The sequence below is a fragment of the Nocardia tenerifensis NBRC 101015 genome (assembly GCF_000308715.1).
Taxonomy (GTDB): Bacteria; Actinomycetota; Actinomycetes; order Mycobacteriales; family Mycobacteriaceae; genus Nocardia; species Nocardia tenerifensis.
In genome coordinates, this window is sequence record NZ_BAGH01000563.1 from 1 (window position 1) to 14,194 (window position 14,194).

Consider the following 14,194-nt stretch of genomic DNA (forward strand, 5'->3'; position numbering starts at 1 on the left):
CTGGAGACCATCGGCGAAACGCACGGTCGCGCGGACGTGCCGCACCCAGTAGTCGGCGTCGAACTCGGCGACGACGCTCCCGGTCAGGTTCGACACGACCGGCACCGCGGCCGTCCGGTACTCGATCCGCTCAGCGACCGCGCGGAACTCCTCGAGCATCGGCTCCATCAGCGCCGAGTGGAAGGCGTGCGAGACCCGCAGCCTCGAGGTCTTACGCCCCTGCGCGCGCAGCCGCTCCGCCGTCGCGAGCACGGGTTCTGCCGACCCGGACAGCACGATCGAGTCCGGCGCGTTCACCGCGGCGATCTCCACGCCCTCGCGCAGCCAGGGCACTATTTCGGCCTCGCTCGCCTGTACCGCGACCATCGCGCCGCCCTCCGGCAGGGCCTGCATCAACCGGCCGCGTGCGGCCACCAACCGCGCCGCGTCCGGCAGCGACAACACCCCGCCCACATGGGCGGCCGTCAGCTCGCCGATCGAGTGCCCGGCGACGAAATCCGGCCGCACACCCCAGGATTCGAGCAGCCGGAACAGCGCGACCTCGAACGCGAACAAGCCGCCTTGGGCGTACTCGGTCCGGCTCAACAGCGTCTCGTCCGCGTCCCACAGCACGGTCCGCAGCGGCAGCTCCCACGCCGGGTCCAGCTCCGCCGCGACCGCGTCGAAGGCGGCGGCGAACACCGGAAACGCCTCGTACAGTTCGCGTCCCATGCCTGGACGTTGCGCGCCCTGGCCGGAGAACAGCAGCGCGAGCTTGCCGTCGCGCACCGAATCGAGCACCGTGCCCGCACCGTTCACGACCGCCGTGAGGGCGTCGGTTAGTTCCTCGCGATCCGCCGCCGGCAGCACGGCCCGATGTTCGAGCGCGGCACGGGTGTTCACCAGCGCTCGGCCCGCGTCGGCGATTCGGTTGTCCGGCAACGTCTCCAAGTACTCGAGCAGCGAAGCGGCCTGTGCCCGGAGGGCTTCGGGAGTCCGTGCGCTGACGATCCACGGAATCAGGGCGGGCGCATCGTCCGGCAGCAAGGAGCGATCCTCGAGAGGGGCCTGCTCGACGATCAGATGCGCATTGGTCCCGCTGATCCCGAACGACGAGACACCGGCCCGGCGCGGCCGCCCCAGCTCGGGCCACGCCCTCGACTCGGTCACCAGGGCCACCGCGCCGGATTCCCAATCGACCTGCGATGTAGGCGTTTCCGCGTGCAGCGAGCGCGGGATCACCCCGTGTCGCATCGCCAGCACCATCTTGATCACGCCGGCCACGCCCGCGGCGGCCTGGGTGTGTCCCATGTTCGACTTGATCGAGCCGAGCCACAGCGGCTCACCCGCGGGCCGCTCCTGCCCATAGGTGGACAGCAGCGCCTGCGCCTCGATCGGATCGCCCAGGCGCGTCCCGGTGCCGTGCCCCTCGACCACATCCACGTCCGCGAAGCTCAGCCCGGCCCCATCCAGCGCGTGCCGGATCAAGCGCTGCTGGGCCGGGCCGTTGGGCGCGGTCAGCCCATTGCTCGCGCCGTCGGAGTTCACCGCGGACCCGCGCACGAGCCCGAGCACCCGGTGGCCGTGGCGGCGGGCGTCGGACAACCGCTCCAGCAGCAGCATTCCGACGCCCTCGCCCCAGCCGGTGCCGTCGGCGCCCGCGCCGAACGAGCGGCAGCGACCGTCCGCGGCCAGTCCGCCCTGCCTGCTCATATCGATGAACGTGTCGGGAGTCGACATGACCGTCACGCCGCCCGCCAAGGCCAGACCGCACTCGCCACGCCGCAGCGCCTGCATGGCCCAGTGCATCGCCACCAGCGACGAGGAGCAGGCGGTATCCACGGTGATTGCGGGTCCCTCGAGGCCGAGGGCGTAGGCGACCCGGCCGGACACCACGCTGGCGAGGCTGCCGTTGCCGTGGTATCCCGCCAGTTCCTCCGGCAGTGGCGTCAGTCGCAGGCCCCAGTCGTGGTACATGACCCCGGCGAACACGCCGGTGTCGGTGCCGCGCATCGAGAGCGGGTCGATCCCCGCCCGCTCGAAGGTCTCCCAGGAGATCTCGAGCAGCAGCCGCTGCTGCGGATCCATCGCCTGTGCCTCGCGCGGGCTGATCCCGAAGAAGCCCGCGTCGAATTCGGCGGCGTCGTAGAGGAATCCGCCTTCGCGCGAGTAGCTTCGGCCGGGCTTGCCCCGCTCCGGGTCGTACACGTCGCGGTCCCAGCCCCGGTCGGCCGGGAAGGCGGAGATGACATCCCGGCCCTCGGCGACCATCCGCCACAGCTCCTCGGGCGAGCGAACCCCGCCCGGGTAGCGGCAGGCCATGCCGACGATCGCGATCGGCTCGTCCGCCGGAGCCGACGCGACCGGAGTCCGCCGTACCGGTGCGGGGCGCACGCCCGCCACCGCGTCGTCCAGATGTTCGGCGAGTGCGCGCGGCGTCGGGTAGTCGAAAGTCATTGTGGCGGTGAGGCGCAGGCCGGTGTCGGCGTTGAGCCGGTTGCGCAGCTCCACCGCGGCCAAGGAGTCGAAGCCGATCTCGGTGAAGGCTCGGTCCGGCGCGATCTCGGCGCCGCTGCCGAATCCGAGCACCGCCGCCGTCTGGGTGCGCACCAACTCCAGCAGTTGTTCCGCCCGTTCGGCTTCCGACGCCCCGGACAGTCGACGTGCCAGCGAGGGTTCGTCGGCACCCGCGGTATTCGTCGCGCGCCGGGTTTGTGCCCGGATCAACGAACGGGCCACCGGGGGCGGATCTACAGGAAGCGCGCGCGGATCGAATCGCACAGGGACGACGGCGGATTCGCTACCGGCCAATGCCGCGTCGAACAGCTCCAACTGCTGCGGCACCGTCAAGGTGCGCAAGCCGAGGCGTTCGATTCGGCGTAGCGCGGCCGCGTCCAGCCCCGCGGCCATGCCCTCCCCCGGCCACAGCCCCCACGACAGCGCGGTGGCCGGCAGGCCCGCGGCGGCGCGGTGCATCGCCAACGCGTCGAGGAAGGCGTTGGCCGCAGCGTAGTTCGCCTGCCCCGCACCGTCGAGCAGCGCCGCCGTCGATGAGAACAGCACGAACACCGACAGTTTCAGCTCGCGGGTCAGCTCGTGCAGATGCCACGCCGCGTCCACCTTCGGCCGGAAGACGCGATCGAGGCGCTCGGGGGTCAACGCGCCGATCAGGCCGTCATCGATCGCCCCCGCGGCGTGTACCACGGCGGTCAGCGGGTGCTCGGCCGGAATCGAGCGCAGCAACTCGGCGAGCGCCGCCCGGTCGGCGACGTCACAGGCCGCCACGACCACTTCGGCTCCCGCACCGAGCAATTCGGTGCGCAGCTCGTGGATTCCGGGCGATTCCTCACCGCGCCTGCTGACGAGCAGCAGCCGCCGCACGCCGTGCGTGGTCGCCAGATGCCTGGCCACTCGCGCGCCGACACCACCGGTGCCGCCGGTGATCAACACCGTTCCGGTCGAATTCCATGGAACGGCAGCGGTTTCCGCCGGACGCGCCGTCCTCGCGAGCCTGGGCACCAGCATCTCGCCGTCCCGAAGGGCGAACTCGGGTTCACCGGAGGCCACCGCGGTGAAGATCTCTGCATCGGAACATATCGAATCGACCAGCACGATGCGGCCCGGGTTCTCCGCCTGTGCGGCACGGACCAAGCCCCACACGGGTGCCTGCGCGAGGTCTATCGGCTCTCCCGGCTCCACGGCGATCGCCGCCCGGGTCACCACTACCAAAGTCGTTGTCGCCGAACGTTCGTCGGCGAGCCAGGCGCGCAGATGTTCGAGCACCCCGCCCGTCACCGCACGCACGGCCGCGACGACATCACCGTCCGGCGTGGCCGGACAGCGGTAGATCACGAACGAATCCCGTTGCCCGCCAATGTCCGGCACCCGCCCCAACGGAAGCCATTCCACTCGATAAGGTCGCGCATACCCCGTAGCCCGCAGCTTCCCGTCCGGCAGCGGAAGCGTCCGATAGGACGCCACTGTCGCCACCGGCGCACCGGCCGCGTCCGCGAGTTCGATGGCCACCGCATCGGTCCCGTTCGGCGTGATCCGAACCCGTAACGACGACGGCCCCACCGCATACCGAGACACACCGGTCCACGCGAACGGCAGCCGCGTGATCGCCCCGACCGGCTCGTCCGAGGTCAGGTCGGTCGCGTGCAGGACTGCGTCGAGCAGCGCCGGATGCAACCCATACCCCTCGACCTCGGTCTCCGGCGCGAGGGCCACCTCGGCGAACACCTCGGTCCCCCTGCGCCAGGCCGCGCGCAAACCACGGAAGGCCGGGCCGTACTCGTAGCCCTGTTCGGCAAGGGCCGCATACCAATTGGTGAGGTCGACCGGCTCGGCGACGGGCGGCCACTCCGTGAAGTCGGTTCCGGCAGTGCTCGAACCGACGGGTGCCAGCACGCCGCCGGCGTGGCGCAGCCACGGCTCATCTCCGTTAGCGTCGTCCGGGCGTGCGTGCACCTCGACCGCTCGATGCCCGTCCGCGTCGGCCGAACCGACCGTGACTTGGAGCGCGATCACCCCGTCGGCGGGCAGGACGAGGGGCGCGTCGAGCGTCACCTCGACCAGATGCGGGCAGCCGACCTGATCACCGGCGCGCAGCACCAACTCGACGAACGCGGTCCCCGGCAACAACATGCTGCCCGCGATCACGTGATCGGCCAGCCACGGATGCGATCGCAGCGACACGCGCCCGGTCAGCACGACCCCGTCCGACCCCGCCAGCTCGAGCACCGCGCCGAGCAGCGGATGCTCCGCCGGAAGCCGACCGGCGGCGTCGGCGGGCTGGTTCAGCCAGAAGCGTCGACGCTGAAACGCGTACGTAGGCAAGGCGACCAGCTGCCCGCCCGATCCCGCGAAGACCCCCGCGCCGTCCAGCGCCGCACCCCGCGCGTGCGCCTGGCTCACCGCGGCGACCAGCTCGCGTCCCTCCGCCCGGTCCCGCCGCATCGTCGGAACCAGGACGGCTGCAGCGCTTTCAGCGCCGAGGCAGTCCCGCCCCATGGCGGACAGCGTCGCGTCCGGCCCCAGTTCCAGGAACGTCGTGACGCCTTGGTCTGCCAGCCAGCGGATGCCGTCGTGGAAACGCACCGCCGCGCGAACATGACGCACCCAGTACTCCGGAGTGCACAGCTCCTCCCCTCGCGCCGCCGTGCCGGTCACGTTGGACACCAGGGGAATTCGCGGCGCCGCATAGGTCAGCACCTGGGCGACCCGGCCGAACTCCGCGAGCATCGGCTCCATGAGCGGCGAGTGGAACGCGTGACTCACCCGCAGCCGATGGGTCTTCGTCCCCATGGCGGCGAACTCGGCGACCACCGCGTCGACGGCGCGCTCCTCGCCGGAGACGACCACCGCGGCCGGACCGTTGATCGCGGCGATCCCGACCTGCCCGCGCAACCGGGGCAGTACGTCGGCCTCGCTCGCCGCGATCGCCGCCATGGCGCCGCCCGGCGGGAGCTCCTGCATCAACCGGCCGCGCGCCGCGACGAGCGTCGCCGCGTCCTCCAGCGAGAGCACGCCGGACACGTGCGCCGCCGCCAGCTCGCCGATGGAGTGCCCGGCCACGAAATCCGGCCGCAGTCCCCAGGATTCGAGCAGCCGGAACAGCGCGACCTCGACCGCGAACAGCGCGGGCTGCGCGTACCCCGTCTGGCCGAGCAGGTCGGCCTCCGGCGAGCCCGGCTCGGCGAACAGCACGTCCCACAGCGAGCGATCGAGTTGCAGATCCAGATAGCCGACGGCATCGTCGGGCGCCTTGGCGAAGACGGGATACAGCTCGCACAGCTCCTTGCCCATCCCGAGTCGCTGGCTGCCCTGCCCGGTGAAGAGGTAGGCGAGCCGACCGGCCGGCGGCGCGCCGGTGAACACCCCGGCCGCCGGCACGCCGGACGCCACCGCGTCCAGGCCGCGCCGCAGTTCGGCCGGGTTCTCGGCGACCACGACCGCGCGGTGCGCCAGCGACGCGCGACTCGTCGCGAGCGAGAAGCCGAGGTCGGCGACGGTGTGCTCGTCCACGCACGCGGACAGCCGCTCGGCCTGCGCGCGCAGCGCCTGCTCGCTCGCGGCCGACAGCGCGACGGGCCACACGCCGGTCGACGCGTCCGCGACGGGCATCAGCACGCTCACCGGCGCGGGCGGCTCCTCCAGGATCACGTGCGCGTTGGTCCCGCTGATCCCGAAGGCCGACACGCCGGCCCGGCGCGGCCGCTCCCCGCCCGGCCAGGCGACCGCCGACGTGAGCAGCTCGACCTGCCCGGCCGACCAGTCGACATTCGGCGAGGGCGCGTCGACGTGCAAAGTCTTGGGCAGCAGGTTGTTTCGCATCGCCAAGATCATCTTGAGCACGCTGGCCGCCCCGCCCGCGGCCTGGGTGTGCCCGAGGTTCGACTTCGCCGAGCCGAGCCACAGCGGCTGTCCGTCCGGTCGCCCCTGACCGTAGGTGGCGAGGATCGCGCGCGCCTCGATCGGATCGCCGAGCATGGTGCCGGTGCCGTGCGCGTCGACCGCGTCCACCTCGGCCCCGGTGAGCCCGGCGACGGCGAGCGCGCGCCGGATCACCTGACGCTGCGAGGTCCCGCTCGGCGCGGTCAGCCCGTTGCTCGCCCCGTCCTGGTTGACCGCAGTGCCGCGCACCAGCGCCAGCACCTGATGACCGTGCCGCTGCGCGTCGGACAGCCGCTCGACCACGAGCAGGCCGATGCCCTCGGCGAAGCCGGTGCCGTCGGCCGCCGCGGCGAACGCCTTCACCCTGCCGTCCGGCGCGAGCCCGCGCTGCCTGCTGAACGCGGTGAACATGCCGGGGCTGCCCATCACGGTCACCCCGCCGACCAGGGCGAGTGAGCACTCGCCGCGCTGCAGGGCCTGGGCCGCGAGGTGCAGCGAGACCAGCGCGCCGGAGCAGGCGGTGTCCACCGTGATGGCCGGCCCGGTCCAGCCGAGGAAGTACGCGACCCGGCCCGAGACGACGCTGGGCGCGTTGCCGGTCATCAGGTAGCCGTCCAAGCCTTCGGGCGCCTCGTGCACGCGCACCCCGTACTCGTGCACCTCCGCGCCGATGAACACGCCGGAGTCGCTGCCGCGCAACGACAGTGGGTCGATGCCCGCCCGCTCCAGCGCCTCCCACGCGGTCTCCAGGGTCACCCGCTGCTGCGGGTCCATCGCCAGTGCCTCGCGCGGGCTGATGCCGAAGAAGTCGGCGTCGAACTCGGTGGCGGTGTCCAGGAAGCCGCCGCGGTCGACGTAGCTCTTGCCGACCGCGGCCGGGTCCGGGTCGAACATCGTCGCCAGGTCCCACCCGCGATCGCCGGGGAACCCGGACAGCACCTCGCCTTCGTCGGCGAGCAACTGCCACAGGTCCTCCGGCGATGCGATGCCGCCGGGGAAGCGGCAGCCCAGGCCGACGACGGCGATCGGCTCGTCCGCTACGGACGGGCCGAACACGAGCGCCGGATCGTCGATCGTCAAGTCCAGCAACTCGGTTCGGAGGAACTCCGCGAGCCGGGTAGGGGTCGGATGGTCGAACACGACGGTCGGCGGCAGCGGCAGACCGGTCGACTCACTGAGCCCAGCCTGCAGCGCGACCTGCCCGAGCGAGTCGAGGCCCTGTTCGCGGAAGGCGCGCTCGGTGTCCACCGTCGCCGCCTCGTCCTTGGTGACCGCGCGCAGCACCGCGCTCGCCCGCGCGCGGACGAGATCGACCAGCGCCCTGCGCTGTTCGGGAACCGGCAGGGTCCGCAGTCGGTCGGCCAGCCCGTCCGGCCGTCCACCGTCGAGCTCGGACTCACTTCTGTTGGACTCACTCATTCTGCGCACTCCACGGCAACCCGAAATCTCTTGTCAGGACAGCGAATCACTCGGCCACACCCCTAGATGCCCTTAGGCGCGCGCCGGGTGCCGCGCTCTACCCGCCCGGCCCCACAGCTGAATCCGGCCGACCCAACGGGCCCGCGGTACTCGATCTCCCGCCACGCCTGATCGTCGAATTCCCTTCGCACGTATGAAAGATCGCGCAGCAGCCCGGCTGAGGTGACCGTGCGCGGGCGATGCGTGCCCGCGGTGCGGCGCAGCGGCAGCGAGCCCAGCTCACTCCAGCGCAACCAACCATGGTCATCGATATAGCTGCGCGTCCGGCCGTGATTGTCCGGGTGCACGCAGTACGGAATGTCGAGGTACCCGCGCTCGAAGGCGCGCAGCAGCGCGCGCCCCGGATCGGCGTGCAGCTCCAGCACGGCCTCGACCAGCGCACGCGCCTCGAGGTAGGTCTCGGAGTCGCCGGGGTCGTGCGGGTCCGGCTTCGTCTCGCGCGCGATCCGCGCGGCGTGCTCGAGCGCGGCCACGTTCTCGGCGATGGTGGGGATGCGCCGCGACTCGGCGACCGTCTTGACGATGAGCCGCGCGGCCCCGGTGCGCACCGCGAGCCGCGCGGCGGCGCCGAGCAGCAGGTACGCGCCGCCGTCGGTCATCGGGTACATGCCCATGTAGGCGTAGACGACCACGTGCCAGTTCTCGGTCGGCAGCAGCTCGGCGCAGAGCCTGCGCAGCGCGTGCACCGCCTCGACGTCCTGGGCGAAACTGGACTGCTGCGCATAGCTGACCGAGACACTGCGAATCCCGTACCGCGCGAAGAAGAGTGCCTCGAGCAGGCTGATCGCCACCAGCTGGCTCGGCGGGCACAGCTGCCCGAGCATGCAGCCGCCGAAGGTCTCCAGGTGCGGCTCGATCCCGCGCTCGAGCAGGCCCGCGAAGCGCCGCGTGCCCTCCGCCCAGTTGTGCACCGAGGCGGCCAGCGGGGTCCGTCCGTAGGGCAGGCAGTAGGACACCGGCCCGCCCTCGGTGGCGTTGAGCGTGCACCGGGCCAGCGCGGCGAAGATGTCCAGCGGCACCGCGGAGCCGTGCCGCACCTGCACCGGGAAGCGTTCGCCCCGAATGTCTTTCAGCACGTTCGCCGTCGTCGCCCCGTCGTAGTTGACGATCGGGTATCCGTTGAGCGCCCGGTGCTCGCGCAGCGCCCGGTCCACAGCGGCCAGGTCGCCGACCCTGGTGTAGCTGTCCAGGGTGATCGTGCCGACCGTGTCGGCGGCGGCGTCGCGCGTCGCGCGGAGCCCGGCCCGCATGGCCGACGGGTCGCCGAAGCCCATCCGCGGCTGCACCACCAGCCCGCCCGCGCCCGCGGTCCGCCGGACGAACTCCCCGAAGTCGACCGGTGGGCGGGGCGCGGATCGTGCGGTCATGTCCAGAGCTCGAGCCCCTCGGCGGCCGGGTGCGTGACGGCCTGCACGAAGTCACGGAACTCGGCGACGCCGCTCGCCGCGTCCTCGAACACCGCGTCGAAGCCGGCCGCGGTCAGCGCGAGCGCGCGCCGCTCGACGCCGTCGTCGGCGATGCCGAGCTTGCCGCCGATGACGATCGGCAGCTCGGCGAGCAGCGGGTCGGCGCGCAGGTGCTCGATCAACCGCAGGCCGTCCTGGTGACCGTGGCCGTTGATGCTGCCGATCACGACCAGCGCGGGCGCGAGCTCGCGGCACTCCCGGGCGAGCACGTCCACCGGGACACACGGTCCGAGATTCACCGCGTGCAAACCGAGTTCCTCGATCAGCAGTTGCAGATACACCAGATTCCACGTGTGCGCGTCCGACACCGTGCCGCTGATCACCACCGTGGCGCGACCCAGTGTGGGCTCGGCGCAATTGTTTTCGGCCCGCTCCACTCAGATGCCCTCCGTACTCTCGTATCTCGCGTCGTACACGCGCCGATGGTCGACCCGGGAGGCCGACACCACCCGGTCGCCCCGCACCAGCACCTCCATCGGCGCGGGCCTGCCGAGGAACATCAGCAGGCTGGCGGTCGGCCCGTAGGCGCCCGTGTTGGGGATCGACACCAGGTCGTCCGGGGCCAGCGGCGGGACGGCGATATGCCGGCCGAGCACGTCGCCCGGCGTGCACAGCGGACCGACCAGGCTGGCCATCTCGCTGCGCGAATCCGGCGGCAGCCCCACGGCTACCGGCAGGAGGCGGCCGAGGCCGGACATGCCGCCGAAGGTGTTGATGCCCGCGTCGACGATGACGAACTTGCGCCCGCGACTGACCTTGATATTGCTGACCCGGGTCACCAGCGTGCCGCAGGTGCCGGCCAGGAACCGCCCGGACTCGCAGGCGATCCGCGGGCGCCCCGACCGCCAGTCGGGCAGGTGCTTGTCCAGCGCGACGGCCAGCTCGCCGCGCAGCGTCGGGTACGCGCCGCGCGCGCCCGGCACGCCGTACGGCGCGGCGAAGCCACCGCCGATGTCCAGATACCGCAGCGGCAGTCCGGCTTCCGCGGCGAGCTCGGCCGCGATCGCGATGGTGTGCTGGAACTCCCCGATCAGGCTCGCCTCGTCGGCGTTGCTCAGCGGAAAGAAGTGCATGCCCGCCAGCCGTACGCCCGGCACCTCGCGCAGCGCGGGGACCAGCGCCGCGACGCTCTCACTGTCGAAGCCGAATTGCGAAGGGACGCCGGTCATTCGGATGCTGGTCGCGGCGCTGGCCGTGACGCTGTTCACGCGGAGCAGGCAGTCCGCGACCACGCCGTGCGCGGTCGCGGCCGCGCCGACCCGGCGCACATCGGTCACCGAGTCCGTGGAGAACAGTCGCACCCCGTGCCCGATCGCCTCGGCGAGCTCGCCCGGGGTCTTGCCCGGCCCGGTGTACAGGCAGTCCGCGCCGGTGCATCCGGCCGCCAGCGCGGCGGCGAGCTCGCCGGTCGAGCTGATCTCGGCGCGGCACGACCGCGCGCCCCCGCGCAGCGCGCGGACGATATCGGGGTGCGGGTTGGCCTTCAGCGCGTAGAAGAGCTCGAACTCCTCGGGCAGCGCCGCGAACAGCTCGGCGCGGGCCGCGTCCAGCTCATCGAGGTCGTAAACGTAGAGGGGAGTGCCGAATTCGGCCGCCAGCTCGGCGTGGCCGATCATCTCGGCTCCCCGCTGAGCATGGCGGCCAAGGCCTGTCGCGCGTGCTTGCCGTGCAGCGTGAGCGGCAGTTCGGCGACGATGCGGCAGACCGCGGGCACCTTGGCCTGCTCGAGCCTGCGGGCCAGCTCCTTGAGCACCACGTGCGGCTCCAGATCGCTCTCCACGAAGATCGTGAGATCGCGCCCGTCGTCCGGCGGCAGTACGGCGGCCGTGCGGACGCCGGGGATATCCAGTGCGGCGGACTCGATTTCGAGGGTGCTCATCCGAATGCCCTTGCGCTTGAACATGTCGTCGCGCCTGCCCTCGAAGTACAGGTAGCCCTCGTCGTCGAGGCTGCCGTAGTCGCCGGTGCGCAGCCGGAGGTAGCCGGTCGGCTCGTCGCGCTCGAAGGTGGCCGCCGAGAGGTCGGGCGCGCGCCAATACCCCGGCATCACATGCGGTCCCACGACGACGATCTCGCCGACCTCGCCGCTGGGCACCGGGTTGTCGTCGTGGTCGAGGATGCGCACCTCGGTGCCGGGCAGCGGCAGGCCGACCGAGCTCGGGCGGGTGTCGTCCTGGTCCGGCGGCATGATCGAGATGCGCTTGCACTCGGTCTGCCCGAACTGCCGGACCACCCGTGCGCCCGGAAACGCTTGGCGCAGCGCCGAAATCGTGGCGACGGGCAACGCGGCGCCGGTATTGGTGAACATCCGGACCGGCGGCGGCGCGGCGGACTCCCGCTGCGCGAGGGTGACGATCATGGCGGCCAGCGAGGGCACGATCGGCACCACGGTGGCCCCGACCTCGCGCATGCGGCGCAGCAGCTGAAGGTCCGACTCCTCGCCCGCGAGAACGAGTTCCGAGCGTCCGAGGCCGGACAGCAGCACCTTGTACAGGCCGTAGTCCCAGGACAGCGGGAAGCGGCAGAACACGACGTCGTCGGCGCGGTAGCGCAGCACCGTATCGATCGCGCGGGCCGCGAAGGTCATCTGCGCGTGCGGGCAGATCACCGCCTTGGGCGCGGAGGTGCTGCCCGAGGTGTACACGAGCACGGCGATATCGCCCGGCTCCGGCCCGGCGGGCGCCGCGGTCGCGCCGCGTGCCACCCCGATCACCTCGGGCCACAGCTCGGCGAGGTCGTGCACCGGCACCGCGGCGAGCCCGCGCAGCGGCTCGACCCCCGCGCCCTCGGCGATGACCAGCACGGGCTCGGCATTGATGAGCACCGAGGAGAGATGGAACTCCTTCATCGCGGGGTTCAGCGGAACGAAGATCGCGCCGAGCCGCGCGCAGCCGTAGAACATCGCGACGAGCTCCCGGCGGCTGCGCAGCTGCACCACCACCCGGTCGCCGCGCGAGACTCCCTGCCCAGCAAGCCATTCCGCGAAGTCGGCGCTGCGCTCGGCGAGGACGCGATAGGTCCAGCTGCCGTCCGCGTCGGTGACCGCCCGCGCCTGCGCCGCGTCGCGCGCGGCCTCGTCCACTATGTCGGAAACACGATTGTTCTGTGGTCGTATCATGGCGTCAATTCCGCTGTTCTTCGACAATGCGCGTATCGGTCGGCAATTGGCTCTCCGCTCCCCGCGAAACGAGTTGTGCGTTCCCGCTCGAACGGCACAGCCGGCGTGCGAAAACACCGACAGCGGAAGGTTATCGAGTGCCGGAGTGCGCACCCACCCCTAATCCGTGTGGCCGACCCCTAACGCGGAATTGTCGGCCGCCATAGCCGACAACCGCGCGCGGTCGACCTTGCGGTTGGTATTCAACGGGAATTCATCCAGATATCGGAATTCCCTGGGCACCATTCCGTGCGGCAGCCGCCGCCGCGCCTGTCTAGCCAGTTCCACCGCGGGCACCCGGGCGCCGGTGTAGAACACCACGAGCTCCGTGCCGCCGTCGTGCGCCGCGGCGACCGCGACCGCGTCGGTGACCCCGGCGCAGCCGCGCACCGCGTGCTCGACCTCGCCCAGCTCCACCCGCCACCCCTGCACCTGGATCTGGCTGTCGAGTCGCCCGAGGTAGGCGAGTTCGCCGTTGCCGAGCCGGCGCACCCGATCGCCGGTGCGGTACCAGGTCCGGCCGGACCGCTCGAGGAATCGGCCGTCGTTGTCGGCCGGGTCGAGGTAGCCGGGCGTCAGCTGCGGTCCGGCGACGCACAGTTCGCCCTCGTCTCCGGTGCCGTCGAGCAGCAGGTAGTCGTGTCCGTCGTGGATCGCGCCGATCGGCACGACGCCGTTCACCGCGAGCGCGTCCGAGCCGCCCGACCAGCGGTGCGCGGCGATGGTCACGGTCAGCTCCGTCGGCCCGTAGAGGTTCTCCACGATCGAGTGCGGCGCGGCCACCTGCCAGTCGTCGGCGTCCGCGCAGCGCAGCGCCTCGCCGGCGAACAGGCTCCAGCGCAGCGTCGGCAGTGCGCCCGGCGCGAGGCCGCCAAGGCGGCGGACCAGCGCGATCGCCGACGGCGTCGAGAACCACACGCTCACACCGCGTTCGGCGAAGAACTGCGGCAGTTTCCGGTAGGCCTGGGCGGGCACCGCGTGCACGGCCGCGCCCGCGCCCCAGGCGCAGAACAGGTCGAACATGGCGCAGTCGAAGTTGAGGTCGAAGGTCTGCGAGAACACGTCGTCGGCGCCGAAGTCGTAGCGCCGGTCCAGGATTCGGAAGTAGTGCTCGGTGCTGGCGTGGGTGATCGGCACGGCCTTCGGTCGCCCCGTCGAACCGGACGTGAACAGCACGTACGCGGTCGCGACGGGGTCGGCGGAGATCGGCCGGGTGAGCGCCGCGCCGAGCGGCACGCGCAGTCCGGGCTCGACGAGCGCGGCGTGCTCGGGCGCGAGCACGCGCATCGCCGGGCCGGCCTCGGCCAGCGTCGCGACGCCGGACGCGTCGGCGATCACCGCCGAAACCCCGGAAATAGCGAGCATCTGCCGAATGCGCTCCCTCGGAAACGACGGCGGCAAGGGCACCACGGTCGCCCCGGCGTAGAGGCCGGCGAGCACGCCGACATACGACAGCACCCCCTTCTCCGCCAGCACGCCGACCACCGGTTCGCCGCTCAGCGCGCCCGCCCACGTCAACGCCCGCTCGTGCACGGCCGCGTAACTCATGAGGTCCGCGCCGACGCGAATGGCGACCCCGTCCGGCGCGGCGGCGAGGCCGCGCAGGAATCTGGTGTGCAGTCCCCTGTCGATCGTCTCGTTCACAATTGTCCTCCTAGCGAAGAATAGGGGTGGGCAATGGCTTTCGCCGTGCCACCATGGAATCGACAAACGGCGG

Annotated in this window: 6 protein-coding genes; all 6 read right to left on the reverse strand. The window is 71.7% G+C overall.

From position 1 onward, the window contains the following. On the reverse strand, positions 1–7,794 hold a 7,794-nt coding region (locus ON39_RS36960), incomplete at its 3' end, for a type I polyketide synthase (protein WP_040741098.1). Between the two features lie 62 nt (positions 7,795–7,856). Next, a complete protein-coding gene (locus tag ON39_RS36965; RefSeq protein WP_063713444.1) occupies positions 7,857–9,221 on the reverse strand; it encodes a methylaspartate mutase in 1,365 nt (454 codons plus the stop codon). Next, the gene (locus ON39_RS36970; protein ID WP_051187581.1) at positions 9,218–9,697 is read right to left on the reverse strand and encodes a cobalamin B12-binding domain-containing protein; all 480 of its coding nucleotides are present in this window, start codon (positions 9,695–9,697) and stop codon (positions 9,218–9,220) included. The genes ON39_RS36965 and ON39_RS36970 overlap by 4 nt, the downstream gene beginning before the upstream one ends. Then, on the reverse strand, positions 9,698–10,936 hold the full coding sequence (locus ON39_RS36975; protein WP_040741099.1) for a type III PLP-dependent enzyme domain-containing protein: 1,239 nt from the start codon (positions 10,934–10,936) through the stop codon (positions 9,698–9,700). It abuts the gene before it with no gap. After that, positions 10,933–12,438 carry an AMP-binding protein gene (locus tag ON39_RS36980; RefSeq protein ID WP_040741101.1) on the reverse strand — a complete coding sequence of 502 codons (1,506 nt, stop codon included), beginning with the start codon at positions 12,436–12,438 and terminating at the stop codon, positions 10,933–10,935. Before ON39_RS36980 ends, ON39_RS36975 begins: the two co-directional genes overlap by 4 nt. A 159-nt stretch (positions 12,439–12,597) precedes the next feature. Beyond that, the gene (locus tag ON39_RS36985; protein WP_040741103.1) at positions 12,598–14,121 is read right to left on the reverse strand and encodes an AMP-binding protein; all 1,524 of its coding nucleotides are present in this window, start codon (positions 14,119–14,121) and stop codon (positions 12,598–12,600) included. Positions 14,122–14,194: the final 73 nt, after the last annotated feature.

Coding starts and splice junctions, on each gene's coding strand:
- ON39_RS36975 (WP_040741099.1), bottom strand. CDS start 10,936: ATGATCGGCCACGCCGAGCTGGCGGCCGAATTCGGCACTCCCCTCTAC.
- ON39_RS36965 (WP_063713444.1), bottom strand. CDS start 9,221: ATGACCGCACGATCCGCGCCCCGCCCACCGGTCGACTTCGGGGAGTTC.
- ON39_RS36980 (WP_040741101.1), bottom strand. CDS start 12,438: ATGATACGACCACAGAACAATCGTGTTTCCGACATAGTGGACGAGGCC.